The sequence below is a fragment of the Ancylobacter aquaticus genome (genome assembly GCF_004339465.1).
GTDB lineage: Bacteria > Pseudomonadota > Alphaproteobacteria > Rhizobiales > Xanthobacteraceae > Ancylobacter > Ancylobacter aquaticus.
In genome coordinates, this window is record NZ_SMFY01000001.1 from 1,570,853 (window position 1) to 1,597,601 (window position 26,749).

The following is a 26,749-nucleotide window of genomic DNA, read 5'->3' on the forward strand; positions in this document are numbered from 1 at the left end:
AGGATCGCTCATGTCCGCCCTCTCCCCCCTGCTCGCCGCCATCGCCCAGCGCATCGGCGCGGCGCATGTCTTCACCGATCCGGCCGACATGGCGCCGTATCTGCACGAGGAGCGCGGGCTTTACCGGGGCGAGGCGCCCGCCGTGCTGCGGCCGGGCTCGACCGAGGAGGTGGCGTTCATTGTCGCAGCCTGCGCACAGGCGGGCGTGGCGGTGGTGCCGCAGGGCGGCAATACCGGGCTGGTGGGCGGGCAGATGCCGTTCGGGCAGATGCTGCTCTCGCTTTCCCGGCTCGACCGTATCCGCGCTGTTGATGCCGTGGACATGACCATGACGGTGGAGGCCGGCTGCATCCTCGACAAGGTGCACGCGGCGGCGGAAGAGGCCAACTGCCTGTTTCCCCTGCACATCGCCTCGCAGGGCTCCTGCCGTATCGGCGGCAATTTGTCCTCCAATGCCGGCGGCACCGCCGTGCTGCGCTACGGCAATGCGCGCGAGCTGGTGCTGGGGCTGGAAGTGGTGCTGGCCGACGGGCGGGTGTGGAACGGGCTGAAGCGCCTGCGCAAGAACAATGCGGGCTATGACCTCAAGCAGCTCTTCCTCGGCAGCGAGGGCACGCTCGGCATCATCACCGCCGCCGTGCTGAAGCTGTTTCCCCGGCCCGCGCAGCGCGCCACCGCCTTCCTCGCCGTGCCCGACCCCGCCGCCGCGCTCGCTTTGCTCAAGCGCCTGCGCGGCGAGGCGGGCGACGCGCTGACTACCTTCGAGCTGATGGCCGCCTTCGGGGTCGAGACGGTGTTGAAGCACATGCCGGGCACGGTGCGCCCGCTGGGCGATACCTATGACTGGTACGTGCTGGCCGAACTCTCCTCTCCGACCCGCGCCTTCGACCTCGGCGCGCTGATGGAGGAGGGCCTCGCCGCCGCGATGGAGGCGGGGGAGGTGCTCGACGCTGTCATCGCCACCAGCGAAGCGCAGGCGGCGAACCTGTGGCGGCTGCGCGAGGACATGTCGGAGGCGCAGAAGCATGAGGGCGGCTCGATCAAGCACGATGTGTCGGTGCCGGTCTCCCGCGTGCCGGAATTTCTCGACCGTGCACTCTCTGCCTGCATGGCGGCCCTCCCCGCGTTGCGCCCTTGTCCCTTCGGCCATGTCGGCGACGGCAACATCCATTTCAACCTCAGCCAGCCGGTGGGCATGGAAAAGGCCGCTTTCCTCGCGCTGTGGGAGAGGTTCAACAGGATCGTGCACGACATCGTGACGGAGATGGACGGCTCCATTGCCGCCGAGCACGGCATCGGCCTTCTGAAGCGCGACGAACTGGCACATTACGCCGATCCTGTCGCGCTAGACCTGATGCGCAGCGTCAAGTTGGCGCTCGATCCCGCTGAAACCCTCAATCCCGGAAAGGTGATCGGTGTCGGGGTGGGATGAATTCTTAGTCTGGAATGATGTTAAATTGTATATTCCTGCTCTATTCGTTGTTTTGAAGAATTCTACATTTGCATTGCTGGACGATTTAATGTTGTCGAGCCAGTCGTTGCGGGTTTATGGAAGCCGGGACTGAGGACCCCCCCGCCGATACGTCCGCCTTCGGGCGGTGGTGCCGGGGAAGACCGGAGCTTCGGGAAGCCGCCATGCCGACGACACCCACGACCCTTGCCCAGCGTCCGGCGCTGAACCTTCTGCTGGCGCTGGCGATGCTGGTTGCCGGCCCCGTGGCGGCGTGGGCGCAGGTTCAGCAACCGGCGCCGGCCCTCTCGACGCCAGCGCCCGCCACGCCAGCGCCCGCCACGCCAGCGCCTGCCACGACCACGCCCTCGGCGCCGGCAACCGCCGCACCAGTGCCCGCCGCGCCGGCCCCCTCCACGCCTGCGCCGGCGGTCGATCCGCTGGTGCCGCCGGCTCCCGGCATGACGGCCCCGGCGACGGGCGGCCAGGTGTCGCCGCCGGCCGGCGATGCCGCCACTGCCGTTCCCCCCGCTGCCGCTCCTGCCGGCGATGCCCCGGTCGTCGCTCCGGCCGCTGGCGAAGTCTCGGCGGACCCGTCCCTGTCTGGCCTCCCGCTCGACCAGAGCGAAGACCCCTCCGTCGCCGCACAACTGCCGCACGACCTGTCCCCGTGGGGCATGTTCATGGCGGCGGACTGGGTGGTGAAGGCGGTCATGATCGGCCTTGCCTTCGCCTCGGTGGTCACATGGACGGTGTGGCTGGCCAAGACGATGGAACTGGCAGTCGCCAAGGGGCGGCTGCGGCGCGCGCTCAAGGGCTATCTCGCCAGCGCCACGCTGGACGAGGCGCGGCGCGTCGACCCGCGCGGGCCGGCCGGCGCCATGCTGCGCACGACCGATCTCGAACTTCAGCGCTCCGGTCCCCTGCCGGCCGACGGCATCAAGGAGCGGGTGTCGATCTCGCTGTCGCGCATCGAGGTTGCGGCGGGGCGCGCGATCACCCGCGGCACCGGCCTTCTCGCCACCATCGGCGCCACCGCGCCGTTTGTGGGCCTGTTTGGCACGGTGTGGGGCATCATGAACTCGTTCATCGGCATCTCGAAGGCGCAGACAACCAATCTCGCCGTGGTCGCTCCCGGCATCGCCGAGGCGCTTCTGGCCACCGCCATCGGCCTTGTCGCCGCTATTCCGGCGGTGGTGATCTACAACCACTTCTCGCGTCAGGTGTCGGGCTATCGCGTGCTGATGGGCGATGCCTCGGCCGAGGTGCTGCGGCTGCTCTCGCGCGACCTCGACCGCCGCGACGCCAGCCGGTCTGCCGCGCACCGCGTGCGAACGGCGGCGGAGTAAGCCGCCATGGGCGCCAAACTCCAGAGCACCGAGGCCGACGACCTCGTCGAGAGCCACGAGATCAACGTCACGCCCTTCATCGACGTGGTCCTCGTGCTGCTCATCATCTTCATGGTGGCGGCGCCGCTGTCGACGGTCGATGTGGCGGTGGACCTGCCGGCCTCGAACGCGCAGGTGCAGCCACGCCCGGACAAGCCGGTCTATCTCACGGTGAAGAGCGACCTGGTGCTGGCGCTGGGCAATGAGGATGTGGCGCGCCCGTCTCTTGGCGCCACGCTGGACCGCACCACGCAGACCAAGCGCGACACCCGCATCTTCCTGCGTGCCGACAAGACTGTGGATTATGGCGAGCTGATGGAGGTGATGAACCTGCTGCGCGCCGCCGGTTACCTCAAGATCGCTCTGGTGGGGGTCGAGATGACCGGCCAGCCGGCCCCCGAGATGACCGGCCAGCCGGCACCCGCCGCGCCGGCTTCCGGCGCGGTGCCGGCGGCTCCCGCTGCCGCCCCCGCACCAATCGCCCCCGCTTCGCCCGCCCCCGCTTCCCCTGCTGCCGGGGCGCCGGCTCCATGAGCCTGCTGCTGCTCAGGGGAAATGCCGGGCATCGGCTGCGCGAGGCGAGCGGCTGGGTGGTTTGCGGCGCCGTGGTTCTGGCCGTTCACGGCGGCGCGCTCGGCTACATGCTGACCGATCCTCCGATCGTGGCGGCCGAAGAGCCGGCGGCGATCATGATCGAGCTGGCGGAAATGCCGGTGGCGCCGGCGGCCGAGCCGGTGGAACTGCCGCCCGGCCCGCAAATGGTCGAGGCGCCGGAAGAGGTGCAGGAAGAGACTCCGCCGGACCCGCTGGCCGAGGAAGTAGAGGACACCCCGCCGCCCGAGCCGCCGCCGGTGGAAGAGCCGGTGCCGGAAGTGTCGGAGAGCCCGGCCGAGACGATCGAGGTGCCACTGCCGCCCCGGCCGCCGGAGCCCTCCGAAATTCCGCCACCGGAGAAGAAGCCCGATCCGCCGAAGGAACGCCCGAAGCCCAAGCCGAAGCCGAAGGAGCGCGAGAAGAACAACAAGCCGCCCGCGCCGCGCACGTCGGCCGCGCCCTCGGTTCAGGCGCGGGATGCGGACCGCATCGCCGCCCCGACCTCGGGCGCCTCGTCCTCCGCGAGCCGGGCGCCGGCGAACTGGCGTTCTCGGCTGATGGCCCATCTCAACCGCCACAAGCGCTATCCCGGCGGAGAAGGCGGGGGAGGGCGGGCGATGGTGGCGTTCAGCATCAATCGGTCGGGCCAGGTTCTCTCGGCGCAGCTGGCACGCTCGTCCGGCAATCCGCGCTTCGACGAAGAGGCGGTCGCCATGTTGCGCCGTGCCTCCCCGCTGCCGGCCCCGCCGCCCGAAGTGGGCGGAAGCACCATTCGCTTCACCGTGCCGGTCAATTTCACGCAGCCGTAACGGCCGCGCCGGCGTCGGCGCCCGTGACCCAGCACGCCACCCTCTGCGCGCTTTTGCGCGCCAGCGGGGGCATCTCAACCCGGCAGCGCTCCACCACCAGCGGGCAGCGCGGGTTGAACGGGCAGCCGCGCGGCGGGTTGAAAGGGGAGGGAAGCTCGCCCTCCAGCACGATGCGCTCCTTCTTCGCCTCCGGGTCGGCCACCGGGGTGGCCGAGAGCAGGGCGCGCGTATAGGGGTGCAGCGGGGCGTCGAAGATGGCGTCGCGCGGCCCATGCTCGACGGCGCGGCCGAGATACATCACCAGCACCTCGTCCGCCATGTGCCGCACCACGCCGAGATCGTGGGAGACGAAAACATAGGCGACGCCAAGCTGTTCCTGCAGTTCCACCAGCAGGTTCAGCACCTGCGCCCGCACCGAGACGTCGAGCGCCGAGACCGGCTCGTCCAGCACCAGGATTTTCGGCCGCAGCACCAGCGCGCGGGCAATGGCGATGCGCTGGCGCTGGCCGCCGGAGAACATGTGGGGGTAGCGGCCGTGATGCTCGGGGCGCAGGCCGACGCGCGTCATCATGTCGAGCGCCCGCTCGCGCCGCTCCGTGGCGGAGAGCGACGTGTTGACCAGCAGCGGCTCCTCGATCGCCTTGCCGATGGTCTGGCGCGGGTTGAGCGAGCCGAACGGGTTCTGGAACACCATCTGCACCTCGCCGCGATAACGGCGCAGCGTGCGCGCATCCGCCTCGGCGACATCGACATCGTCGAGCCGCAGCGAGCCGGCTCCCGGCCGCTCGATCAAGGTGAGCATCCGGGCGAGGGTCGACTTGCCGGAGCCGGATTCCCCGACCACCGCAAGCGTCGAGCGCGGCGCGAGCCGGAAGCTGATGCCGGCGACCGCCTTCACGATGGCGGATTTGCTGAACAGCCCGCGCGAGACCTCGTAGCTCTGGGCGAGGTCGACGGCTTCCATCACCGCTTCGGTAGCGGTGGTGTCGTGCGCTGCATCAAAGCTCATGCCGCGAACTCCCGGCGTTGGGGAACGCCCGCAACGAGGGGCGTGTGGCAGAGGGCGAGGCCGAGTTCCGCCCCCGCGCGCGGAGGCGGCACGGTGCGGCAGGTGTCGGTGGCGAAACCGCAGCGCGGCGAGAACAGGCAGCCTGTCGGCCGGTCGGCCAGCCCCGGCACGATGCCGGGAATGGAGGGCAGCAGCCGGCCCCGCGCCCGCTCCGGCAATGCCGCCAGCAGGGCGGCGGTGTAGGGATGGTGGGGATCGCGGAACAGGCCGCGCGTGTCCTGCATCTCCACCTGTTGGCCGGCATAATGGACGCAGACCCGCTGCGCCGTCTCGGCCACCACGCCCATGTCATGGGTGATGAGCACCAGCCCGACGCCGCTCTCCTTCTGCAGCTTCAGCAGCAGGTCGAGAATCTGCGCCTGGATGGTGACATCGAGCGCGGTGGTCGGCTCGTCGGCGATGATGAGCTTGGGCTTGCAGGCCAGCGCCATGGCGATCATCACCCGCTGGCTCATGCCGCCGGAGAGCTGGTGCGGAAAGGCGCTGAGCCGGCGGTCGGGCTCGGGAATGCCGACCAGTTCCAGAAGCTCGACCGCCCGCGCCTGCCGCTGGGCGCGCGAGAGGTCGAGATGCGCCTTCATCGCCTCGCGGATCTGGAAGCCCACGGTGAAGCACGGGTTGAGGCTCGACATCGGCTCCTGGAAGATCATGACCAGGTCGCGCCCGATGATCCTGCGGCGCTCGCGGGCCGAGAGGCTCAGCAGGTCGCGGCCGTCGAACATCATCCGGTCGGCGGTGACGGTGGCGATCCACGGCAGCAGGCCCATCACCGCCAGCATCGCCACCGATTTGCCGGAGCCGGATTCGCCGACGATGGCGACGAGTTCGCCCGCCGCGACATCGAGGTCCACCCGGTCGACCGCGCGAAAGGGGCCGCGTCCGGTGGCGAAGCTGACGGAAAGGTTGCGGATGGAGAGCAGGGACATCAACTCCGCCTCAGCTTGGGGTCGAGGGCATCGCGTAGGCCGTCGCCCATCAGGTTGATGGCGACCACGGTGACGAGGATGGCGAGGCCGGGCAGGGTCACGATCCAGGGCGCGGAGCGGATGAACTCGCGGGCGTCGGCCAGCATGGCGCCCCATTCCGGCGTTGGCGGCTGCGCACCGAGGCCGAGGAAGCCGAGCGCCGCCGCCTCCAATATCGCATCCGAAATGCCGAGGGCGGCCTGCACGATGAGCGGGGCGAGGCAGTTCGGCAGCACGGTGACGAACATCAACCGCAGCCTGCCGACGCCGGCGACCTGAGCGGCGATGACGTATTCCTTCGTCAGCTCGGCGAGCGCGGCGGCGCGCACGAGGCGCACATAGCGCGGCAGGTAGACGACGGTGACGGCGATGATGGTGTTGGAAAGGCTCGGGCCCAGAACCGCGACGATGAGGATGGCGAGCACCAGGCTGGGGATCGCCACCACCATGTCCATGACCCGCATCACCACCACCTCGACGATGCCGCGCATGAAGGCGGCCGCGAGGCCCAGCACGATGCCGAGCGCCACCGAGACCACCATCACCGACAGGCCGATGCCGAGCGAGATGCGCGCGCCATAGATGAGGCGCGAGAGCACGTCGCGCCCCACCGCATCGGTGCCGAACGGGAAGGTCCAGTTCCCACCGGCCCAGACCGGGGGCAGCAGCACGCTCTGGCGGAACTGCTCGATCGGCGAATGCGGCGCGACCCACGGCGCGAAGAGCGCCAGCAGGGCGATGAACACCACGACGGCGAGGCCGAGCACGGCGCCGCGGTTTTCGCTGAAGGCGGACCAGAAGGCCCTGAGCGGCGAGGGCTCCTCGCCCACCGGCTCGGTGAGGGCGACGACGACTCCCGCCGCACCAAGGCTAAGCCCCGAGGCGTCGAGGACGAAGCGTTCCGGAGCGGTCGGCATCGGATCGTCGATGGCGTTTTCCTCAGCCATGCCGGATCCTCGGATTGATCGCGACATAGAGCATGTCGACGATGAGATTGACGAGGATGACGATCGCCGAGATCAGCATGATGCCGCCCTGCAGCGCGGGATAGTCGCGGCGGGAGATCGACTCGATCAGCCATTTGCCCACGCCCGGCCAGGCGAAGATCGTCTCGGTCAGCACCGCGCCGGCGAGCAGGGTGCCGGTCTGCAGGCCGACCACGGTAACGACCGGGATCAGCGCGTTGCGCAGCGTGTGCAGCCCGACCACGCGCAGCGGCGACAGGCCTTTGGCGCGTGCGGTGCGCACATAGTCCTCGCCCAGCACTTCCAGCATGGAGGAGCGCGTCATCCGCGCGATGACCGCCAGCGGAATGGTGCCGAGCACGATGGAGGGCAGGACGAGATGGGCCGCCGCCGCGCCAAACGCGCCCTCCTGCCCCGACAGCAGGCTGTCGATCAGCATGAAACCCGTCACCGGCTCGAAATAATAGTTGATGAGGTCCATGCGGCCGGAGACCGGGGTTAGGCCCAGATATTCCGACATGAACATGATGAGCAGCAGGCCCCACCAGAAGATCGGCATCGAATAGCCGGCCAGCGCCACCGTCATCACCGAATGGTCGAGCACCGAGCCGCGCTTGACCGCCGCGAGCACGCCGGCGGGCACGCCCAGCACGACGGCGAAGACCAGGGCGCAGAAGGCCAGTTCCAGCGTCGCGGGGAAGAGGATCAGGAATTCATGCAGCACGGGCGTCTTGGTGACGATGGAAACGCCGAAGTCGCCGTGCAGCAGGCCATAGATGTAATCGAGGAACTGCCTCCACACCGGCTGGTCGAGGCCGAGTTCGTGGCGCAGCTGGGCGAGGCGCTCCGGCGCGATGCCGCGCTCGCCGGTGCGCGCCTCGATGGGGTCGCCGGGCACGAGGCGCACGGCGACGAAGGTGACGAACATCAGCGCCACAAAGGTGGGCACCGTGAGTGCGACGCGGCGGAGAATGAGATTCAGCATGTGTGGGGCGTACCCATGGGTCGTGCCTGATCCCTGCAAGGCAGCCATCATCCCGGACACCGCGCAGCGGCGATCCGGGATCGCAGGACGGAGAGGCGCCTTAGGGCGCGATCCGATCGGATTGAATCACGCGGATCGGTGAAGCGCCCTTGGCCCTGTGAAAGAGGGGGACGCGATCCCGGAGCGCGGCAGGCCGCGTCCGGGATGACAATCGTTCCGGGGCACGACGCCCCGGCCTCTACGGGTCACTTCAGCTCGACGCCATAGAATTCGTGGCGGCCGAACGGGCTGACCGTGTAGTCGACCACTTCCTTGCGGGTCGGCTCGTACACCACCGAATGGGCGATGGTGAACCAGGGGGCGTCTTCCTTGAAGATCACCTGCGCCTGCTCGTAGAGCTTGGTGCGCTCGGCGAGGTCGGAGCTGGAGCGCGCCTTGCTGATGAGGGCGTCGAAGTCCTTGTTGCACCATTTGGCGAGGTTCTGCCCGCCCTTGCGCGCGGCGGGACAGCCGAGCAGGAAGAAGAAGTTGTCCGGGTCGCCATTGTCGCCGGTCCAGCCGAGCTGGCCGGTCATGTGCTCGCCTTCCTGCATGCGCTTGCGGTACTCGCCCCACTCATAGGAGACCAGCTTGGCATTGACGCCGATCTTGGCGAGGTCCGACTGCATCATCTCGGCGATGCGCTTGGCGTTGGGGTTGTAGGGGCGCTGTACCGGCATCCACCACAGGTCGATGTCGAGCGGCGTCGTGACCCCGGCCGCCGCGAGCATGGCCTTGGCCTTCTCCGGGTCATAGGCGTAGTCCTTGACCTCGGTATTGTAGGACCAGATGGTCGGCGGGATCGGGTTGATCGCGCCCTGTCCGGCGCCCTGATAGACGTCCTTGATGATGGACGCCTTGTCGATCGCCATGTTGAAAGCCTGGCGCACTTCCTTTTTGTCGAAGGGGGGCTTCTCCACATTGAAGGCCCAATAGGCGATGTTCAGGCCCGGCTGCGAGAGCAGGTTGACGGCCGGATCGGTCTTCATGCCGGCGATGTCGGCCGGGTTCGGCGCGATCATCACATGGCACTCGCCCTTCTTCAGCTTGGCGTAGCGCGCGGTCGGGTCGGGGGTGATGGCGAAGACGAGGTTGTCGATCTTGGACGGGCCCTCGAAATAGGCGGGGAAGGCCTTGTACCGGATGACCGCGTCCTTCTGGTAGTTCACGAAGGAGAACGGGCCGGTGCCGACCGGAATCTGGTCGAACTGCTCGGGCGTGCCCTTCTTCAACAGGAAGTCGGCGTATTCCTTGGAATGGATGGTGGCGAAGTCCATGGCGAGGTTCGCCAGCATCGGCGCGTTCGGTTCCTTCAGCACGAACTTCACCGTGTGGTCGTCCACCTTGTCGATGGAGACCAGCAGGTCCGGCAGGCCCATGTCGTTGAAGTAGTCATACGCGCCGCCCGTTACCTTGTGGTACGGGTTTTCCGGCTTCCACATGCGGTCGAAGGTGAAGATCACGTCGTCGGCGTTGAAGTCGCGGCTCGGCGTGAAGCCGTTGACGCCCGAATGGAATTTCACGCCCTTGCGCAGCTTGAAGGTGAGTTCCTTGCCGTCGTCGCTGACCGTCCAGCTTTCAGCGAGGCCCGGAATCACCTTGGTGCTGCCGCGCTCGAACTCGACGAGCTGGTTATAGGCCGGGCGGGCGGCGTCGAAGCTGGTGCCAGTGGTATTGAGGGCAGGGGTGAAGTTTTCCGGGCTCCCTTCGGAGCAATAGACGAGCGTCTTGGCGGCATAGGACGGCGCGCACAGCGCCGTCAGCATGGCAGCCGCAAGGGCTGCCTTCGCATGGAAAGCCGGCATGTCTGAGTTCCCCTCTCATAGACCGCGCGAGGCGTGCCCACTCTTTAGGCTGGCCTGTTGTTTGTTCGTCGCGATCCGATTTCACAACTGAAACACGTGTCTCAGCGTTTCGCAATCATACCCCTCCCCCCGACCTAAGTCGGATGACGCAGCGTTAAGAACCGTCCGCGCCGCATTGGCGGATGGTCGGGTGCGCGTCCTTGCGCGACGTTGTAAGAGAGGCGTGCCGGCCTCTGGCGTCGGCCCGTCCGGGAGAATTTGCATGAGTGCCGCGCCGTCTGTCGCCCATCCTGCCGCCGCCAAGGCATCTAAGGTTTCGTTCGACTGGGCCGATCCGGTCGATTTCGAATCGCAGCTGACCGAGGAAGAGCGCCTGGTGCGCGACACGGCGCGCGACTACGCGCAGGAGCGGCTGCAGCCGCGGGTCACCTCCGCCTATATGGAGGAGCGCTTCGACCGCGAGATCATGAGCGAGATGGGCGAGCTCGGCCTGCTCGGCCCCACCATTCCGGAGGAATATGGCGGAGCGGGCCTCGGTTATGTCGCCTACGGGCTGGTGGCGCGCGAAGTGGAACGGGTCGATTCGGGCTATCGCTCGGCGATGAGCGTGCAGTCCTCACTGGTCATGCACCCCATCAACGCCTATGGCAGCGAGGCGCAGAAGCGCAAATACCTTCCCAGGCTCGCCACCGGCGAGACGGTCGGCTGCTTCGGCCTCACCGAGCCCGATGCCGGCTCGGATCCCGCCGGCATGCGGACGCGCGCCGAGAAGATCGACGGCGGCTATCGGCTCTCCGGCGCCAAGATGTGGATCACCAACTCACCGATCGCGGACCTCGCGGTGGTGTGGGCGAAGTCGGCGGCCCATGGCGACGACATCCGCGGCTTCCTGCTGGAGCGCGGCATGAAGGGCTTTTCGACGCCGAAGATCGACAACAAGCTCTCGCTGCGCGCGTCCGTCACTGGCGAAATCGTGATGGACGGGGTCGAGGTGCCGGAGGAAAATCTCCTGCCCGACGCCTCCGGTCTGAAGGGCCCATTCGGCTGCCTCAACCGCGCCCGCTTCGGCATCGGCTGGGGCACGATGGGGGCGGCGGAAGCCTGCTACGCGGCCGCCCGTCAGTACACGCTCGACCGCAAGCAGTTCGGCAAGCCGCTGGCGGCGAACCAGCTGATCCAGAAGAAGCTGGCCGACATGGCGACCGAGATCACGCTCGGCCTTCAGCTCGCGCTGCGCGCCGGCCGGCTGTTCGACGAGGGGCAACTGCCGGTGGAAACCATCTCCATGCTCAAGCGCAACAATTGCGGCAAGGCCCTCGACATCGCCCGCCTCGCCCGCGACATGCATGGCGGCAACGGCATTTCCGGCGAATTCCCGGTCATGCGCCACATGGTGAACCTGGAGACGGTGAACACCTATGAGGGCACGCACGACATCCACGCGCTGATCCTCGGCCGCGCCATCACCGGGCATCAGGCGTTCTTCTGAGCAGGCGTCCTCGTCACCCGGTCGTCGCCATCCCGGAAAGGACCTTCAGGGACCTGGCCGGGGTCGCGGGGACAAGGGGCTGTTTGGGGGAGAGATCCCGGCTCTGCGCGTCGCTCCGGCCGGGATGACGTGCCTGAGGGCGGCCGGTCAGACGGCGCGCCGCCTCAGATGTTGTACATCAGGTCAGCATCGGGGCTGCGGGCGAAGACCACCATGTCGTGCAGCGACATGCCGTCGAGAATGTCCGACATGGCGTCGCGCACCTTGCTCATGGTGATGCGGACCGAGCAGGTGGCGAGGTCCTCGCAGTCCTGGCAGGGGACATAGGCGCTCTTGCTGGCGCAGCTGAGCGGGGCCAGCGGGCCGTCGAGCACGCGGATGATATGGCCGATGCGGATGTCGCGCGGCGTCTTGGCCAGCGCATAGCCACCGCCTGGCCCCTTCTTGGAGCGCAGCATGCCGGCGTTCCTCAATTCCAGCAGAATGGCGTCGAGGAACTTCTTGGGAATGTTATTGGCGGTGGCGATCTCCTGCCCCATGGCGCTCGACCCGGGATCGAGCCGGGCGAGGAAGAGCATCGCCTTGAGGCCGTATTTGCCCTTGTTGGTCAGCATGTCCGCTTCGTCATGTCGCCGCGCGCCCGGACGCCGGAAGGAAGGTGCGGGGGAGGGCCGATTCCCCGCAGCAGCTCCTCACATAAATGATCGATCAAGCCGGATTTTACCAGTGCCCCCGCGCCGGGGATCAACGCGTGCCGGGGTTGCTCGCCTGCGCATTGGCCGCGACCCGCGCAGGGTCGCGCGCGTCGGGCGCTGGGTGCAGGAACAGGATGGCGGCGATGACAGCGCTGTAGGCCAAGGCGAACAGCAGCTTGTCGCGGGTGCGGCGGAGGCCGGTCTGACTCATGGGTCACTCTCCAGTTGGAAAGTAATCTATGGACAATGTAGGAATATGTAAAGGGTCAGTCCTCTTCCAGCCCGCGCGTGGCCGTCGTCAGCGTGCCGCCGCTCTCGAAAGCGGCGGTGAACGCGGCCACGCGGCGGTCGATCCGGATGTCGGAGGCACGCAAGGGGCGGGCCAGCGAGAGCCCTTCCAGCGAACGCGCCCGCGAGAGCGCGACATAGGCCTGGCCGGCGGCGAAGGCGCCGCTGTCGAAGTCGATCCGCACATCGTCCAGCGTCAGCCCCTGCGCCTTGTGCACCGTCACCGCCCAGGCGGGCACGAGCGGAAGCTGGGTGTAGGTGCCGACCACCTTGGCCGCGACCTTTCCCGTCGCCTCGTCCCAGTCGTAGCGGATGCGCTCCCAGCTGGTGCGCTCGATCTCGACGATGCCCGCGCCGTCGAGCCGGACATAGGCGCGGTCGGGGGCGAGGCCGGTGATGGTGCCCACCGAGCCGTTCACCCATTGCCTCTCGGGGTGGTTGCGCACGGTCATCACCCGCGCCCCTATCTTGAGCGCCAGCGTCTCCGGCACCGGCAGTCGGTCATTGGCGAGGTCGAACTCGCCCTCGCTCTTGCCCTCATAGAGCCGGCCGTCATCGTGCAGCGCCTCCAGGCCGCGCCGGTTATAGGCATCGACCCGCGCATTGGTCGGTGCCAGCACCACGGGGGTACGGCCGGGGCGATGGTCGCGGAAGGAGGCGGCATTGATGGCGGCAATGGCGTCGCCGAGGAACCGGCCGGTGCGCAATTCCGCCAGATATTCCACAAAGGCGTTGTCGGTCTGCCGGTACACCTGCAGGAACGGCAGCCGCGCCGGCTCCACCTCGCGCAGCACGCGGGCGTCGAAGGCGAACGGGCCCTCATAGCCGAGATGGCCCAGAATCTCGCGCTCCGCCTGCGGCACCACGGGCGGGAGTTGCAGGAAGTCGCCCACCAGCACCACCTGCACTCCGCCGAACGGCTCGGGATTGCCGCGCGCGATGCGCAGGCTCCGGTCGACCGCGTCGAGCACATCGGCGCGCACCATGGAAATCTCGTCGATGACGAGGCGCTCCAGCTTCTTCATCAGCGTGCGCTTTGGCGTGCGCGGGCGCACCTGGTCAGGGTCGACAAGGCGCGGCGGCAGGCCGAAGAAGGAATGGATGGTCTGCCCGCCAAGCTGCAGCGCGGCGACCCCGGTGGGCGCGAGAAAGGCCTGCTTGCCGCCGCCATGCTTGCGCAGCGCATGCAGGAAGGTGGTCTTGCCCGTGCCGGCGCCGCCGAGCACCATCACGACAGGCGCACCGGAGCCGACCAGCGCGAGCGGGCCGGCAAAGGCGTCGGCGGCCAGGGCAGGGCGAATCGGCAGCGCGGCTTTCTCGTTCATCGGCGCAATGGAGCACAGGAGGGCCGGCGGTGCGACTGCAGGGCTTTGTTGGCCGTCGTGAGATCGGCTCGTCACTGCAGCTTGATCAGCACCAGCCCGGCGACGATGAGGGCGGCGGCCAGCAGCCGCTCGCGGCGCACCGGCTCGTGCAGCACCAGGACGGCGATCACCGCCCCGAACAGCACGCTGGATTCGCGCACCGCCGCGACAAGGCCGATCGGCGCCTTGGTCATCGCCCAGATCGAGATCCAGTAGGCGGCGAGCGACATCGCCCCGCCGGCGAGGCCCGGCCCGATGAAGGAGAGCGTCGGCGCCAGCGCGCGCGGTCCTTTCCACGCCAGCCCGACCAGGGTGATGACGACGCTGTCGGCGACGAACAGCCAGGATGTGTAGACATGCGGCGAGGTGGCGCTGCGGGCGCCGAGGCCGTCGACCAGCGTATAGGCGGTGATGGACACCCCGCACAGCAGCGCGAGCCGCAGCGCTGTCGTGTCGAAGGCGGCGATGCCCGCCCGCCGCCAGGCGATGGACAGGATGCCGAGGGCCAGCAGGCCAACCCCGAAAAAGCCCTGCGCGTCGACCGCTTCCCCCACCAGCACCACCGACAGGATCGTCGTCAGCAGGGGGGCGCTGCCGCGTGCCAGCGGGTAGACCAGCCCCATATCGGCGCGGCGATAGGCGCCGGACAGCGTCAGGTAATAGACGAGGTGGATCGCCACCGAGGCCGCGATCCACGGCCAGACATGCGCTTCCGGCGGGCCGAGATACAACGCCGCCGGCAGAGCCAGAAGGCCGCAGGCGGCATTGACCAGCACCACGGCGAGGAACGGGTCCAGCCGAATCTTCAGCACCGCGTTCCAGCCGGCATGCATCGCCGCGGCAGCGATGACGGCGAGGAAGACGCTCGGTTCCATGGAACTGCCGGCCGGAGGAAGGACGCGCGGGCTTTAGCCGATTCCGCTGGCGCTGCCGAAGATTATCAGGTCAATGCAGCTTGATCAGCGTCACGCCCGCCACCACGAGGAGGGCGGCGATGAGGCGCTCGGGGCGTAGTGTCTCGCGCAGCACCAGCACGGCGAGGGCGGCGCCGAACAGCACGCTCGCCTCGCGCACCGCCGCCACCAGGCTGATCGGCGCCCGGGTCATCGCCCAGACGCAGAGCCAGTAGCTGACGAACAGCATGGCGCCTCCAACCAGCGCCAGCCGCCAATGGGGCCGCAGCGGGCGCAGGAACGCGGCGCCTTTCCACAGAGAGAGGCCGACAGCCACCAGCACCGCGTCGCCGACAAACAGCCAGGCCGTATAGATGCCGGGCGATCCCATCCGGCCGGCGGTGCCGTCGATGAGGGAATAGGCGGTGACGGCGACACCCGAGCCGAGCGCCAGCATCAGCGCGGCGGTCTGCGAGGCCTCCTTCCGGCTGCGCCAGCCGGTCACCAGCACGCTAGCCGACAGCAGCGCGATGCCGGCGATGCCGATCGGCCGCACCGGCTCGTGCAGAACCGCAATGGCGATGCCGGCCGTCATCAGCAGCGCCCCGCCGCGCGCCACGGGGTAGACGAGGCCGAGATCGGCACGCGCATAAGCGCCGACAAGGCAGGCATAGAAGGCCATGTGCGCGCTCATCGAGCCGGCCATCCATGGCAACAGCGCCGGCGTGGGCGGGCCAAGCCAGAGCGCCACCGGCAGAGCCACGGCGCCGCCCCCAAGAACGACCAGCGTCAACGCCGCGAGCGGGTCGAGCCGCAGCTTCAGCAGGACGTTCCAGCCGGCCTGAAGCAGCGCCGACAGCAGGACGACGAGGAGAACGACAATATCCATGCAGCGGCCGCGATGTGGAGCACTACCAAGTTACCCGACATCGCGGTCGCTGACGAGATGGGCGTCAGACGCCCAGCTGGGTGACGAACTTGGTGTTCACATAGGCTTCCATCGCCTCGGTGCCACCTTCCGAGCCGTAGCCGGAATCCTTGATGCCGCCGAACGGCACTTCGGGGAGGGCGAGGCCGTGATGGTTGATCGAGATCATGCCGCTTTCCACCCGACGGGCGAACTCGTCGGCGCGGGCGGAGGAGGTGGTGTAGGCATAGGCCGCAAGCCCGTAAGGCAGCCGGTTGGCCTCGGCAATCACCGCCTCGGTCGAGGTGAAGGACTGGATCGGCACGATGGGGCCGAAGGGCTCTTCGTTGAGAATGCGCGCATCCGCCGCGAGCCCGGTGAGCACGGTCGGCTCGAAGAAATAACCCTTGTTGCCGATCCGTGCCCCGCCCGTGTGCAGGGTGGCGCCCTTGGCGAGGGCGTCGGCGGTCAGCGCCTCCATGGCCTCCACGCGGCGCGGATTGGCCAGCGGCCCCATGCGCACGCCGTCCTCAAGGCCGTTGCCGACCTTCACGCCCTTCACCGCCTCGGTGAAGCCGTCGACGAACCGGGAATACAGGTCCTCATGCACGAGGAAGCGGGTCGGCGAGACGCAGACCTGCCCGGCATTGCGGAACTTGGCGCCGGACAGCAGCTTGATCGCCACCTCCACGTCGGCATCCTCGAACACCACGGCGGGGGCATGGCCGCCGAGCTCCATGGTCACGCGCTTCATGTGCGCGCCGGCCAGCGCGGCGAGCTGCTTGCCGACCACGGTGGAGCCGGTGAAGGAGATCTTCTTCACGACGGGGTGCGGGATGAGGTACTGCGAAATCTCGGCCGGCACGCCGAAGACGAGGTTGACCACGCCCGCCGGCACGCCGGCATCGGCATAGGCGCGCACCAGCTCTGCGCAGCTCGCGGGCGTTTCCTCCGGCCCCTTCAGGATCACCGCGCAGCCGGCGGCGAGCGCGGCGGAAACCTTGCGCACCGCCTGGTTGATCGGGAAGTTCCACGGGGTGAAGGCGGCGACGACGCCCACCGGCTCGCGGTGGACCATTTGCTGCACGCCGGCGGCGCGGGCGGGGATGAGCCGGCCATATTGCCGGCGGCCTTCCTCGGCGAACCAGTCGATGATGTCGGCGGAGGCGAGCGTCTCCATCCGCGCCTCGGGCAGCGGCTTGCCCTGCTCAAGGGTCATCAGGGTAGAGATCGCCTCATGCCGCTCGCGCAGGATTTCGGCCGCCTTGCGCATGATCTTGTAGCGCTCGTGCGGCGGCGTGTGGCGCCACGTCGCAAACCCCTTCTCGGCGGCGGCGAGCGCGGCGTCGAGATCGGCCCGGCTGGCATGGGCGACCGTGCCGATGGCCTCTTCCGTCGCCGGGTTGATCACGGGCTGGCTGGCCGGCGCGCCGCCATGCTCGCTGCCCCCGCGCCACTTGCCGTCGATGTAGAGCTGGACCTCGGGATAGGACACGGAATGCGACATGGCCGAACCTTTCAAGACAGGATGCTGGCGCATACCTAATCGCGCCGGTGCCCGACGGAAAGGGGCAAGGCAGCCTGCCGTAACGGTATTGGATGGCTGCGTCCCAGCGCAGGCAGGCACGCAGCCGGTCGAGGCCGGGGGATGGCGCCGCCATGTCAGGCTGTGAGGGGAACACTGCTTCGCGCGAGAGCGAGAAGCGTGGCGGGGTCCATGCCGCTGGTGCGCAGGGAGAGCCAGTGTTCTACCGGCAGTGCCACGATCAGCGTGAATGTGGCGTGGCCCCTCGTCCGCACCCCTGTAGGCATAGAGGCGGGCGGTACACCCCGTGCGAAGGCTGATCTCCTCACCCGCCCCACCCTCGACGTCGGGCAACGGTGAAGGACTGTGCACCTGCTCCAGCACCAGGGTGCCGGTCTCGCAATACGTCCAGTAGCTTGCAGTCTGGCAGGCGCCCTTCATATTGTACCACTGCACGATCCGCTCGAAAGCGAGGCCCGGCCGCGCGGCCGGCAGCAGCCGCCGCGCGCCTTGTCCCGACGCGCGCGGCGCAGCAGCGCCTGGCCGCCTTTACGATACCGGCCGGGCCGAGCAGACGCGCCACCCGGAACAGAAGCGCGGCGCCGGTGAGCGCCTTTTCCTCGGCGCCTTCGCGGACAATCAGAGAGGGGCGGATCGCCCATCCCGCGGGAAAATGACGGCGCAGCAGAATCTGCGCCCTTGGCGAATAGACGCTCTCCCGGCGCCCGCGCGCCGATAAGCTGCGCCAGCGCCGAGCAGGCGACGCATTCATCGTCGAAGATGAGAGGGAGCATACTCCCCATCCACACTCCTCAAGCGGGCGCTGCCACGTGCAACCGGTCGCCCCGCACGCAACAGATCCGCGCGACGCAAGACCCGAGTACCGCTTCGGGTTGCTGACGCCATTCATGGCGTTGGCGACGAGCCGCAGAACCGTCTCGCCGGCGCTCAGCGGCCGCAGGTCGAGCGGTGGCGCCAGGCGGGGAGGGGGGGCGGTGCCGGCGGCGCGGGCGTCCCGGCGCGGCGCGGCGGGACGGTTTGGCTAGGGTCAGCGGGCCTCGCGCAGGATGTCGCGCTTGCCGGCATGGTTGGCCGGGCCGACGATGCCCTCGTTCTCCATCCGCTCCATCAGCGAGGCGGCGCGGTTGTAGCCGATCTGCAGCCGGCGCTGGATATAGGAGGTGGACGCCTTCTTGTCGCGCAGCACGAGGGCCACCGCCTGGTCGTAGAGATCGCCGCAATCCTCGCCACCCATGGCGGACTTGTCGAACACGGCGCTGTCCTCGGCGACCGGCTCTTCCTCTTCCTCGGCCGTGACCTCTTCGAGATATTCCGGCCGCGCCTGGCTTTTGAGGTGCTCGACGACGCGCTCCACTTCCTGGTCGGACACGAAAGGACCGTGGACGCGCGAAATCCGCCCGCCGCCGGCCATGTAGAGCATGTCGCCCTGGCCCAGCAGCTGCTCCGCGCCCATCTCGCCGAGAATGGTGCGGCTGTCGATCTTGGACGTCACCTGGAAGGAAATTCGGGTCGGGAAGTTCGCCTTGATGGTGCCGGTGATGACATCGACGCTCGGGCGCTGGGTCGCCATGATGAGGTGGATGCCGGCGGCGCGGGCCATCTGCGCCAGGCGCTGGATGGCGCCCTCGATTTCCTTGCCGGCGACCATCATCAGGTCGGCCATCTCATCGACGACGATGACGATGAAGGGGAGGGGGGCGAGATCCATGATCTCCTCCTCCTCGATCAGGTCGCCGGTCTCCTTGTCGAAACCCTTCTGCACCGTGCGGGTGATGATTTCGCCCTTGGCGGTCGCCTCCACCACCCGGGCGTTGAAGCCATCAATATTGCGCACGCCGAGGCGGCTCATCTTCTTGTAGCGGTCTTCCATCTCCCGCACTGCCCATTTCAGGGCGACGATGGCCTTCTTCGGGTCGGTGACGACGGGCGTCAGCAGGTGCGGAATGCCCTCATAGACCGAGAGCTCCAGCATCTTCGGGTCGATCATGATCAGGCGGCACTGGTCCGGGCGGTGCCGATAGAGCAGCGACAGGATCATCGTGTTGATGGCGACCGACTTGCCCGAGCCGGTGGTGCCGGCGACCAGCAGATGCGGCATGCGGGCGAGGTCGACGATCACAGGCTCGCCGCCAATGGTCTTGCCGAGCCCGATGCCGAGCTTGGCGCGGGCGGCCTCGAATTCGTGGCTGGCCAGCATCTCGCGCAGCCACACCGTCTCGCGGCGCTGGTTGGGCAGTTCGATGCCGATGACGTTGCGCCCTTCCACCACGGCGACGCGGGCGGAAATGGCGCTCATCGAGCGGGCGATGTCGGCGGAAAGGCCGATGACGCGGCTGGACTTGATGCCGGGGGCCGGCTCCAGTTCGTACAGCGTCACCACCGGGCCGGGATTGGCGTCGATGATCTCGCCGCGCACGCCGAAATCGTGCAGCACCTGCTGCAGCTTCACCGAATTGCGGTCGAGGAATTCCTCGGAAAGCTCGTAATCGGGCTCGTTGGCCGGGGGCTCGGTGAGCAGGTCCAGCGGCGGCAGTTCGTAGTCGTCGCTCGCCTCGGTCGCCGGGCGCGGGGCCGGTCGGGTGGCGCGGGGAGACGGGGCGAGCACGGGCACGGCAACCGGCGCCACGGCGGCGGGCACTGGCGCAGGCTCCGGAGCGGCCGGCGGGGCGGCTGCCGGGGGAGCGGCGGAGACGGCGACCATGCCGAACATCGGCCAGGAGAAGGACAGTTCCGCCGGCGCCACGCTGTAGCCGGAGAAGCCGCCCAGCACGGCGGTCGGCACCTCAGCCGGGGGGGCGATGTCCTCGAACGGGGCGGCGACGCTGGGCGCGGCACTGTCTTCCACCCAGAACTCCTCGACAACCGCGTCGGTCTCGTCCTCGTAAACGTCGTCTTCGTCGTCGGCGAACTCATCGTCCGCGAACTCGTCCTCGGCCAACTCCTGCTCGTCGAAGTCCTGCTCGTCGAAGTGCTGCTGTGCCTGTGCGGAGACGGCGGGTTCAGCGGCAATCCGTTCCGATGCGAATTCGTGCGCCTGCTGCTGCGCTTCCGGCCCTGCCGTCTCGCCAGCGGGTGCCGCCGCCGTGTCCCGCACCGCGCCATAGCGCGCGGCGAGAAGGCGCTCCTCCTCCGGGAACTCGTCCTCATAGGCGCCTTCTTCCAGCGGGATGAGGTCGTAAATGTCGGCCACGTCGTTGGCGGCGGTGAAGGGCTGCTCCGGCACCCAAGTCGCGCCCGGCGCGAGCGCCCGCGCGGCGGGAATGGCCGGCGGCGTGTCGTGGCCGAACTGGATCAGGGAGGCGAGAGGCTGCAGGACCGGCGTGGTGACGATGGCAGGCGTTGTGACGGCCGGCGCCGCATGGGCGGGAGCCAGTGACGCGGCAGCGGGCGCCGCGACCTCGGGCTGGGCGGAAAGCGCGCGGCGGGCATGGGCGGCGATCAGCGCCTTCGGCACCGCGCCGAGCGGCGGCTTGCGTGGCGGCACGCGCAGCACCGGCGTCTGCGAGGGACGCGGCGGCACCGGGATGGCCGTTGCGGTGACGGGCGTTTCCGGCACCGGCGCCGGCTGGCGCATCAGATAGTCCGGGGTGCGCGTGAAGCGCGTATTGGGCGGCATGGTGAAGGGCTGCAGCCAGCTCGGCACGGCCTCGTGCTGTGGCGCGACAGCGGGCGGCCGGGGGGCGGGGGGCGCCGCCTTCGGCGCCTTGGGCGCCGGTGGCGCGTGCGTCACCTGCGGGTTGGCGCGGGAGAATACATGAGTCTGGGCAGTCGCCTTCGACTCGGAAGCCTTGTCCGCATTCGGATCGGAGGGACGCGCCGGATTACGCATGGGACGCTGGAACCTTTGCCGCTACTGCCGTTGAGCCTGCCGAGCCGAGCGCGGAAGGCGCCGTCGCGGCCGTGCCATATGGTTAGGCGCACAGCGTTAACGAACGGTATGAAGCGGCGGGATTTCCCGCATCGAGTTGCGCAGAGCGGCGCGTCTCTCCGGTGGCGGAAGCGGATGTATCAGGCGGGAAGGCCGAGCGTGGCACGGATTTCTGCCGGCATCAGGTCATGCGTCTCGGGGTGCTTCATCATGTAGCGGCCGAACACCGAGCAGCGTGGCACCACGGCCAGCCCGCGCTGGCGGGCGCTGGCAAGGCCGGCCTCGACCAGCTTGGTGGCGAGACCGCGCCCGCCCAGTTCCGGCGGCACTTCGGTGTGGGTGAAGATGATGTGGTCATGCGCCAGAATGTACTGCGCAATGGCGGTCTGGCCGTCCTGCTCGATCTCGAAGCGGTCGGCGGCGCGGTTGTCCCGCACCTGGACTTCGCCGTTCATGCTCATGGTTTTTCTCCTTGGGGGCGCCCGGTTCGGATTCGTGAGCTGGGATTCGTGACATCGGTTTGGCGTGAAGGGCGGGCGCCTTGGGATATTGTCGACCAAAACGGGCGCAGCGTCGCCCCCGTTTGGTCGCGCGGGGTGAATTTATCGGCTGGGTCCGATATAGCGCAGCTCAACCCGTAGGGAAGAGACCGCTCATGACCCCGCCCACTCGCCGTCCGCCCGCCCCCGAGACGCTGGCGCTGCTGGAGGCCCGCCGCTCGGTCGCCGCGGCCGGTCTTGCCGCGCCCGGGCCGGACGCGGACCAGGCCCGCCGCCTGCTCGCCATCGCCGCCCGCGTGCCCGATCACGCCATGCTGGCGCCGTGGCGGTTCATCGTCATCGAGGGCGCGGCGCGGAGCGAGATCGGCGCCCGGCTGTCGGAGGCCTATCGCGCCGCCAACCCTGAGATGGTGCCGGAAAAGCGGGAAAAGTTTGCCGCCATCATGGGGCGGCTGTTTCCCGCCCCGCTGGCGCTGGTGGTGGTCAGCCGGCCGGTGGTGGGCGCCACCATTCCCGCCTTTGAGCAGGAGCTTTCCGCCGGCGCGGTGTGCATGAACCTTCTGACCGGCGCGGCGGCGATGGGGTTCGATGCGATATGGGTGACGGGCTGGGCAGCCACGCACAAGGCGGCGCTGGCGATCCTTGGCGTGAGCGAGGGCGAGCGCGTCGCCGGCATTCTCCATATCGGCACGGCCACGGACGCCCCCGCCGACCGGCCCCGCCCGGACGTCGCCGCGCTCACCACCCACTGGTCGCCGCCGGGGTGAGCGGGCATAGTCAGCCTGCATGACCCGCTGCGCTTGGCCAGCCTATGGGTCGGGCCGTAGTGCAAGCAGAGACTGAGGGGAGCCGTGATGGCGGAAGGGGCCTGCGCGTCATGGGACGACGTCATCTCTCGCCTTGATTGTATCGTCGCGCAGGCGCCAGAACCGTTTGAGCAGGACACCATCGATAACGGCCGCGAGCTGATCCACTATCTCCGAGAGCGCTTCATTCCGCCGGATGGATTCGACAAGGGCTACTGGAGCACCTTCAGCCTGTTCTGGGATAATTTCGAGATCGAGGTGTTCGACGAGAGGTTTGAAACCTATCGATTCTTCAAGGGTGCGACCGACATTCTGCATTTTTCACATCGGCCCGGCGAGCCTTTCTCTGTCGAATTCTTGGCCCAGCTTCGAATGCCGCGCCTTGGGGACCCAGCACCTTAGCCATGAAAAAGGCCGCCCCGGCGAACCGGGACGGCCTCTCTTCTTGGCGTTTTTGGCGTTTCCTCGAACGATGAATCAGGCGGCGGCCTGCGCTTCCGCCTGGGCCTGCTTGGCTTCGCGGCGGCGGCGGGTGAGCACGAATTCGGTGTAGCCGTTCGGCTGCGCGCGGCCCTCCAGCACGAGGTCGCGGGCGGCGCGGAAGGCGAAGCCGTCAAAGTCGGGCGCCATCGGCACATAGGCGGGATCGCCCGCGTTCTGGCCGTCGACCACCGCCGCCATGCGGCGCAGCGTCTCTTCCACCTGCGCCAGCGTCACCACGCCGTGCAGCAGCCAGTTGGCGACGTGCTGCGAGGAGATGCGCAGCGTCGCGCGGTCTTCCATCAGCCCGACATCGTGAATGTCCGGCACCTTGGAGCAGCCGACCCCCTGGTCGACCCAGCGCACGACATAGCCGAGAATGCCCTGGATGTTGTTGTCCAGTTCCTCCTGCACATCGGCTGGGTTCCAGTTGCCGCGGTCGACGACGGGGATGGTCAGCAGGTCGCGGCGCGCGGCGCGCTTGCGGTGGCGCAGTTCCGCCTGGCGCTTGAACACGTCCACGGTGTGGTAGTGCAGCGCATGCAGCGTCGCGGCGGTGGGCGAGGGCACCCAGGCGGTGTTGGCGCCGGCCAGCGGGTGGGCGACCTTCTGCGCGATCATGTCGGCCATGCGGTCGGGCATCGCCCACATGCCCTTGCCGATCTGGCCATGGCCGTCGAGATGGGCGGCGAGGCCCGCGTCGACATTGTTGTCCTCATAGGCCTTGATCCAGGCCTGGGCCTTCATCTCGTTCTTGCGCACCATCGGACCCGCCTCCATCGAGGTGTGGATCTCGTCGCCGGTGCGGTCGAGGAAGCCGGTATTGATGAACACCACGCGCTCGCGGGCGGCGCGGATCGAGGCGGAGAGGTTGGCGCTGGTGCGGCGCTCCTCGTCCATGATGCCGATCTTCAGCGTGTTGAGGTCGAGCTCCAGCGCCTGCTCGACTCGGGCGAACAGGTCCACCGCGAAGGCAACCTCCTCCGGGCCGTGCATCTTCGGCTTGACGATGTAGACCGAGCCGGCGCGGCTGTTGCGCAGTTCGCCCTTGCCCTTGAGGTCGTGCAGCGCGATCAGCGCGGTGACGGCGGCGTCGAGAATGGCCTCGGGGATCTCCCGGCCCTCTTCGTCGAGCACGGCATCGGTCAGCATGTGCTGGCCGACATTGCGCACCAGCATCAGGCTGCGCCCGTGCAGGGTGAGTTCGCCGCCGGCGGCCGAGGTGTAGCGGCGATCGGCGGCGAGGCTGCGCTCCACCGTCTCGCGGCCCTTGGCGAAGCTGGCGCTGAGCGTGCCGGCCATCAGGCCGAGCCAGTTGCGATAGACCAGCACCTTGTCCTGCGCATCCACCGCCGCGACGCTGTCCTCGCAGTCGACGATGGTGGTGACGGCCGCCTCGATGACGATGTCGGCGATGCCGGCGGCGTCGGTCTTGCCGATGCGGTGGTCACGGTCGATGACGATGTCGATATGCAGGCCGTGATGGAGCAGCAGCACCGAGGAGGGCGCCTGCGCCGAGCCGCCGAAGCCGGCGAACTGGGCGGGGTCCTTCAGCCCGGTGACGCTGCCGGAGCGCAGTTCCGCTGCGAGCGTGCCTTCCGTCACGCGGTAGGCGACGACATCGGCATGGCTGGCGGCGGCCAGCGGCACGCTCTCGTCAAGGAAGGCGCGGGCGCGCTCGATCACGCGCTGGGCGCGCACCGCGTTGAAGCCGTTGGAGCGCGACGCGCCGCCGTCCTCGGGCAGCGCATCGGTGCCGTAGAGCGCATCATAGAGGCTGCCCCAGCGGGCATTGGCGGCGTTCAGCGCATAGCGGGCATTGGTGACGGGCACCACGAGCTGCGGGCCGGGAATGCGGGCCAGTTCGTCATCCACCCTGTCGGTGACGACCTCGAACGCCTCCGGCTCGGGCAGCAGATAGCCGATCTCGGCGAGGAAGACCTCATAGGCAACGGGGTCGATGGGCTTGTTGCGGTGGGTGCGGTGCCAGGCATCGATCTGCGCCTGCAATTCGTCGCGGCGGGCCAGCAGTTCCGCATTGCGCGGGGCGAAGTCGCGCACGATGCCGGCGAAGCTGTCCCAGAAGGCGGCCTTGTCCACCCCGGTGCCGGGAATGGCTTCATTGTCGATGAAGTCGACAAGGGCTGAATCGACCTTCAGGCCGGCGACGTCGGTATGGCTCATAACGGGTCCCTTCACGCGAGCGGAAAGCCGGTCGCCGCGAGCGACCGGCACAGCTGTGCTTTCCAATAGACAAAAGTGCGGGTGCGGCGCAACATCGCATATAGTCGAACTTTGCGGATCGGCACGCGCACCCTTTGCAATTCAACGCCTGGCGAGGGGTTTGCGGTGCACCAAATCGCGAAAATGTCATCCCGGGGGTAACGAGCCCCCCGGGATGCGGCGTCCCTCTGCGCGTCAGAACTGGGCGGTCTCGGTCGAATCCTGCATCGCCGTGGTGGCGCTGGTTCCTTCGCTAAGCACGGTGGCGATAGCGTCGAAATAGCTGGTGCCGACCTCGCGCTGGTGGCGCGTGGCGGTGAAGCCCTGCGCTTCCGCCGCGAATTCGCGCTGCTGCAGCTCGGAATAGGCGGCCATGCCGTCCTCCCGGTAGCGCCGCGCCAGCTCGAAAGTGGTGAAGCACTGGTTGTGGAAGCCGGCCAGCGTGATGAATTGGTACTTGTAGCCCATGGCCCCCAGCTCGGCCTGGAAGGTCTTCATCTGGGCCTTGTCCATGTGCTTGGCCCAGTTGAACGAGGGCGAGCAATTATAGGCGAGCATCTTGCCCGGATGCACACGGTGCACGCCTTCGGCGAAGCGGCGCGCATCGTCGAGGCTCGGGGTCGAGGTTTCGCACCACAGCAGGTCGGCATAGGGGGCATAGGCGATGGCGCGGGCGATGCCGGCCTCGAAGCCCCCATTGTAGCGGTAGAAACCTTCCTGCGTGCGCTCGCCGGTGATGAAGGGCCGGTCCAGTTCGTCGATGTCGGAGGTGATGAGCCGGGCCGATTCCGCGTCCGTGCGGGCCATGATGACGGTCGGCACGCCGAGCACGTCGGCGGCGAGGCGGGCGGCGTTCAGCGTGCGCACGAACTGGCGCGTGGGCACCAGCACCTTGCCGCCGAGATGGCCGCACTTCTTCTCCGAGGCGAGCTGGTCCTCGAAATGCACCGCCGCCGCGCCCGCCTCGATCAGCGCCTTGGTCAGCTCATAGGCGTTGAGCTGGCCGCCAAAGCCGGCCTCGGCATCGGCGATGATCGGCACGAAATAGTCGTGTTCGGGGCCGGCGACGCCGTCCGCGCGCTCCATGGTCTGGATCTGGTCGGCACGCATCAACGCCTTGTTGATGCGCCGGACCACGGCGGGCACGCTGTCGACGGGGTAGAGGCTCTGGTCGGGATACATGTCGCCGGACGAATTGCCGTCGGCCGCCACCTGCCAGCCGGAGAGGTAGATCGCCTCCAGCCCGGCCTTCACCTGCTGCACCGCCTGGATGCCGGTATAGGTTCCCATGGTGGGCACGAAATCCTGCGTTTGCAGCAGTTCCCACAGCCGGCGGGCGCCGTTGGCGGCCAGCGTGTGCTCGATGCGCAGCGAGCCGGCGAGGCGCGAAACCTCAGCGGGGGCGTAGCTGCGGTGGATGTGCCGCCAGCGCTCCGGCGCCCAGTTGGGGGCGGGGAAGCTGTCGGGCGTGGGGCGAAGCTGGTCCAGCATGGTCGTTTCCTGCAGCACTATCGGGAAGGGAGAGAGACGCGGGGGCCGAGGAGGGAGCGGCTCCCGCGCCGGCCGAGCCACGTCGCGCGTCCTGGAAGCAGGACGGGCTGAAGTCTGGCGGCCTGAAGCT

General features: G+C 68.3%; 22 protein-coding genes. 7 read left to right on the forward strand and 15 right to left on the reverse strand.

Going from position 1 to position 26,749, the window contains the following annotated elements:
- Nucleotides 1-10 precede the first annotated feature (10 nt).
- The 4 genes from EV667_RS07245 (at nucleotide 11) to EV667_RS07260 (ending at nucleotide 4,241) form a co-directional block, all read left to right on the forward strand.
- Nucleotides 11-1,432 (forward strand): FAD-binding oxidoreductase, encoded by a 1,422-nt coding sequence (locus EV667_RS07245; protein ID WP_131834577.1) that lies wholly within the window; start codon nucleotides 11-13, stop codon nucleotides 1,430-1,432.
- A gap of 203 nt (nucleotides 1,433-1,635) precedes the next feature.
- Entirely contained in the window at nucleotides 1,636-2,799 is a 1,164-nt protein-coding gene (gene exbB / locus EV667_RS07250) for a tonB-system energizer ExbB (RefSeq protein WP_131834578.1), read from the forward strand.
- Nucleotides 2,800-2,805: 6 nt separating this feature from the next.
- Nucleotides 2,806-3,372: a TonB system transport protein ExbD gene (gene exbD, locus EV667_RS07255; RefSeq protein ID WP_131834579.1), complete on the forward strand. Its 567-nt coding sequence runs from the start codon at nucleotides 2,806-2,808 to the stop codon at nucleotides 3,370-3,372.
- Nucleotides 3,369-4,241 (forward strand): energy transducer TonB family protein, encoded by an 873-nt coding sequence (locus EV667_RS07260; protein WP_131834580.1) that lies wholly within the window; start codon nucleotides 3,369-3,371, stop codon nucleotides 4,239-4,241. Before exbD ends, EV667_RS07260 begins: the two co-directional genes overlap by 4 nt.
- On the opposite strand, the gene EV667_RS07265 is transcribed toward EV667_RS07260, so the two are convergent.
- From EV667_RS07265 to EV667_RS07285, 5 genes are all read right to left on the reverse strand, one after another.
- A complete protein-coding gene (locus EV667_RS07265) occupies nucleotides 4,228-5,250 on the reverse strand; it encodes a dipeptide ABC transporter ATP-binding protein (protein WP_131834581.1) in 1,023 nt (340 codons plus the stop codon). The two genes, EV667_RS07260 and EV667_RS07265, sit on opposite strands and share 14 nt — an antisense overlap.
- Complete coding sequence (locus EV667_RS07270; RefSeq protein ID WP_131834582.1) at nucleotides 5,247-6,236, reverse strand: ABC transporter ATP-binding protein; 990 nt, start codon at nucleotides 6,234-6,236, stop codon at nucleotides 5,247-5,249. Before EV667_RS07270 ends, EV667_RS07265 begins: the two co-directional genes overlap by 4 nt.
- Nucleotides 6,236-7,222 carry an ABC transporter permease subunit gene (locus EV667_RS07275; protein ID WP_131834583.1) on the reverse strand — a complete coding sequence of 329 codons (987 nt, stop codon included), beginning with the start codon at nucleotides 7,220-7,222 and terminating at the stop codon, nucleotides 6,236-6,238. The genes EV667_RS07270 and EV667_RS07275 overlap by 1 nt, the downstream gene beginning before the upstream one ends.
- Nucleotides 7,215-8,225, reverse strand: coding sequence for an ABC transporter permease subunit (locus EV667_RS07280; protein WP_131834584.1), 1,011 nt, complete (start codon nucleotides 8,223-8,225; stop codon nucleotides 7,215-7,217). Before EV667_RS07280 ends, EV667_RS07275 begins: the two co-directional genes overlap by 8 nt.
- 245 nt (nucleotides 8,226-8,470) lie before the next feature.
- The gene (locus tag EV667_RS07285) at nucleotides 8,471-10,069 is read right to left on the reverse strand and encodes an ABC transporter substrate-binding protein (protein WP_425359006.1); all 1,599 of its coding nucleotides are present in this window, start codon (nucleotides 10,067-10,069) and stop codon (nucleotides 8,471-8,473) included.
- Nucleotides 10,070-10,331: 262 nt separating this feature from the next.
- Between EV667_RS07285 and EV667_RS07290 the strand changes: the two genes are divergently transcribed.
- The gene (locus EV667_RS07290; RefSeq protein WP_131834585.1) at nucleotides 10,332-11,558 is read left to right on the forward strand and encodes an acyl-CoA dehydrogenase; all 1,227 of its coding nucleotides are present in this window, start codon (nucleotides 10,332-10,334) and stop codon (nucleotides 11,556-11,558) included.
- 164 nt (nucleotides 11,559-11,722) lie between these two features.
- Here the strand turns inward: EV667_RS07290 and EV667_RS07295 are convergent, their stop codons facing one another.
- From EV667_RS07295 to EV667_RS07325, 8 genes are all read right to left on the reverse strand, one after another.
- Nucleotides 11,723-12,172: an RrF2 family transcriptional regulator gene (locus tag EV667_RS07295; RefSeq protein WP_131834586.1), complete on the reverse strand. Its 450-nt coding sequence runs from the start codon at nucleotides 12,170-12,172 to the stop codon at nucleotides 11,723-11,725.
- Between the two features lie 130 nt (nucleotides 12,173-12,302).
- Nucleotides 12,303-12,464: a hypothetical protein gene (locus EV667_RS22550; RefSeq protein WP_165901564.1), complete on the reverse strand. Its 162-nt coding sequence runs from the start codon at nucleotides 12,462-12,464 to the stop codon at nucleotides 12,303-12,305.
- Nucleotides 12,465-12,519: 55 nt separating this feature from the next.
- Complete coding sequence (locus tag EV667_RS07300) at nucleotides 12,520-13,866, reverse strand: ATP-dependent DNA helicase (RefSeq protein ID WP_131834587.1); 1,347 nt, start codon at nucleotides 13,864-13,866, stop codon at nucleotides 12,520-12,522.
- Between the two features lie 71 nt (nucleotides 13,867-13,937).
- Nucleotides 13,938-14,780, reverse strand: coding sequence for an EamA family transporter (locus EV667_RS07305; RefSeq protein ID WP_131834588.1), 843 nt, complete (start codon nucleotides 14,778-14,780; stop codon nucleotides 13,938-13,940).
- A gap of 70 nt (nucleotides 14,781-14,850) precedes the next feature.
- Nucleotides 14,851-15,687, reverse strand: a complete 837-nt coding sequence (locus EV667_RS07310; protein WP_131834589.1) for a DMT family transporter — start codon at nucleotides 15,685-15,687, stop codon at nucleotides 14,851-14,853.
- A 64-nt stretch (nucleotides 15,688-15,751) separates the two neighbouring features.
- Entirely contained in the window at nucleotides 15,752-17,212 is a 1,461-nt protein-coding gene (locus tag EV667_RS07315; protein ID WP_131834590.1) for an NAD-dependent succinate-semialdehyde dehydrogenase, read from the reverse strand.
- A 1,066-nt stretch (nucleotides 17,213-18,278) separates the two neighbouring features.
- Nucleotides 18,279-21,080: a DNA translocase FtsK gene (locus EV667_RS07320; RefSeq protein ID WP_131834591.1), complete on the reverse strand. Its 2,802-nt coding sequence runs from the start codon at nucleotides 21,078-21,080 to the stop codon at nucleotides 18,279-18,281.
- A 179-nt stretch (nucleotides 21,081-21,259) separates the two neighbouring features.
- Complete coding sequence (locus EV667_RS07325; protein ID WP_131834592.1) at nucleotides 21,260-21,580, reverse strand: GNAT family N-acetyltransferase; 321 nt, start codon at nucleotides 21,578-21,580, stop codon at nucleotides 21,260-21,262.
- A 194-nt stretch (nucleotides 21,581-21,774) separates the two neighbouring features.
- Between EV667_RS07325 and EV667_RS07330 the strand changes: the two genes are divergently transcribed.
- Together EV667_RS07330 and EV667_RS07335 are read left to right on the forward strand one after the other, a co-directional pair.
- Complete coding sequence (locus EV667_RS07330; RefSeq protein WP_131834593.1) at nucleotides 21,775-22,386, forward strand: nitroreductase family protein; 612 nt, start codon at nucleotides 21,775-21,777, stop codon at nucleotides 22,384-22,386.
- 87 nt (nucleotides 22,387-22,473) lie between these two features.
- Nucleotides 22,474-22,827, forward strand: a complete 354-nt coding sequence (locus EV667_RS07335) for a hypothetical protein (RefSeq protein WP_131834594.1) — start codon at nucleotides 22,474-22,476, stop codon at nucleotides 22,825-22,827.
- A 75-nt stretch (nucleotides 22,828-22,902) separates the two neighbouring features.
- Here the strand turns inward: EV667_RS07335 and EV667_RS07340 are convergent, their stop codons facing one another.
- Both EV667_RS07340 and aceA read right to left on the reverse strand, forming a co-directional pair.
- Nucleotides 22,903-25,089, reverse strand: a complete 2,187-nt coding sequence (locus tag EV667_RS07340) for a malate synthase G (protein ID WP_131834595.1) — start codon at nucleotides 25,087-25,089, stop codon at nucleotides 22,903-22,905.
- A 234-nt stretch (nucleotides 25,090-25,323) separates the two neighbouring features.
- Nucleotides 25,324-26,619, reverse strand: a complete 1,296-nt coding sequence (aceA, locus tag EV667_RS07345) for an isocitrate lyase (protein WP_131834596.1) — start codon at nucleotides 26,617-26,619, stop codon at nucleotides 25,324-25,326.
- Nucleotides 26,620-26,749: the final 130 nt, after the last annotated feature.

Excerpts from the sequence above, each read along its gene's own strand:
- aceA (WP_131834596.1), bottom strand. The coding sequence starts at position 26,619 with ATGCTGGACCAGCTTCGCCCCACGCCCGACAGCTTCCCCGCCCCCAAC.
- EV667_RS07310 (WP_131834589.1), bottom strand. The coding sequence starts at position 15,687 with ATGGATATTGTCGTTCTCCTCGTCGTCCTGCTGTCGGCGCTGCTTCAG.
- EV667_RS07275 (WP_131834583.1), bottom strand. The coding sequence starts at position 7,222 with ATGGCTGAGGAAAACGCCATCGACGATCCGATGCCGACCGCTCCGGAA.
- EV667_RS07245 (WP_131834577.1), top strand. The coding sequence starts at position 11 with ATGTCCGCCCTCTCCCCCCTGCTCGCCGCCATCGCCCAGCGCATCGGC.
- EV667_RS07295 (WP_131834586.1), bottom strand. The coding sequence starts at position 12,172 with ATGCTGACCAACAAGGGCAAATACGGCCTCAAGGCGATGCTCTTCCTC.
- EV667_RS07270 (WP_131834582.1), bottom strand. The coding sequence starts at position 6,236 with ATGTCCCTGCTCTCCATCCGCAACCTTTCCGTCAGCTTCGCCACCGGA.
- EV667_RS22550 (WP_165901564.1), bottom strand. The coding sequence starts at position 12,464 with ATGAGTCAGACCGGCCTCCGCCGCACCCGCGACAAGCTGCTGTTCGCC.
- EV667_RS07290 (WP_131834585.1), top strand. The coding sequence starts at position 10,332 with ATGAGTGCCGCGCCGTCTGTCGCCCATCCTGCCGCCGCCAAGGCATCT.
- EV667_RS07260 (WP_131834580.1), top strand. The coding sequence starts at position 3,369 with ATGAGCCTGCTGCTGCTCAGGGGAAATGCCGGGCATCGGCTGCGCGAG.
- EV667_RS07265 (WP_131834581.1), bottom strand. The coding sequence starts at position 5,250 with ATGAGCTTTGATGCAGCGCACGACACCACCGCTACCGAAGCGGTGATG.
- EV667_RS07305 (WP_131834588.1), bottom strand. The coding sequence starts at position 14,780 with ATGGAACCGAGCGTCTTCCTCGCCGTCATCGCTGCCGCGGCGATGCAT.
- EV667_RS07285 (WP_425359006.1), bottom strand. The coding sequence starts at position 10,069 with ATGCCGGCTTTCCATGCGAAGGCAGCCCTTGCGGCTGCCATGCTGACG.
- EV667_RS07330 (WP_131834593.1), top strand. The coding sequence starts at position 21,775 with ATGACCCCGCCCACTCGCCGTCCGCCCGCCCCCGAGACGCTGGCGCTG.
- EV667_RS07300 (WP_131834587.1), bottom strand. The coding sequence starts at position 13,866 with ATGAACGAGAAAGCCGCGCTGCCGATTCGCCCTGCCCTGGCCGCCGAC.
- exbB (WP_131834578.1), top strand. The coding sequence starts at position 1,636 with ATGCCGACGACACCCACGACCCTTGCCCAGCGTCCGGCGCTGAACCTT.
- EV667_RS07315 (WP_131834590.1), bottom strand. The coding sequence starts at position 17,212 with ATGTCGCATTCCGTGTCCTATCCCGAGGTCCAGCTCTACATCGACGGC.
- EV667_RS07325 (WP_131834592.1), bottom strand. The coding sequence starts at position 21,580 with ATGAGCATGAACGGCGAAGTCCAGGTGCGGGACAACCGCGCCGCCGAC.
- EV667_RS07335 (WP_131834594.1), top strand. The coding sequence starts at position 22,474 with ATGGCGGAAGGGGCCTGCGCGTCATGGGACGACGTCATCTCTCGCCTT.
- EV667_RS07340 (WP_131834595.1), bottom strand. The coding sequence starts at position 25,089 with ATGAGCCATACCGACGTCGCCGGCCTGAAGGTCGATTCAGCCCTTGTC.
- EV667_RS07280 (WP_131834584.1), bottom strand. The coding sequence starts at position 8,225 with ATGCTGAATCTCATTCTCCGCCGCGTCGCACTCACGGTGCCCACCTTT.
- EV667_RS07320 (WP_131834591.1), bottom strand. The coding sequence starts at position 21,080 with ATGCGTAATCCGGCGCGTCCCTCCGATCCGAATGCGGACAAGGCTTCC.
- exbD (WP_131834579.1), top strand. The coding sequence starts at position 2,806 with ATGGGCGCCAAACTCCAGAGCACCGAGGCCGACGACCTCGTCGAGAGC.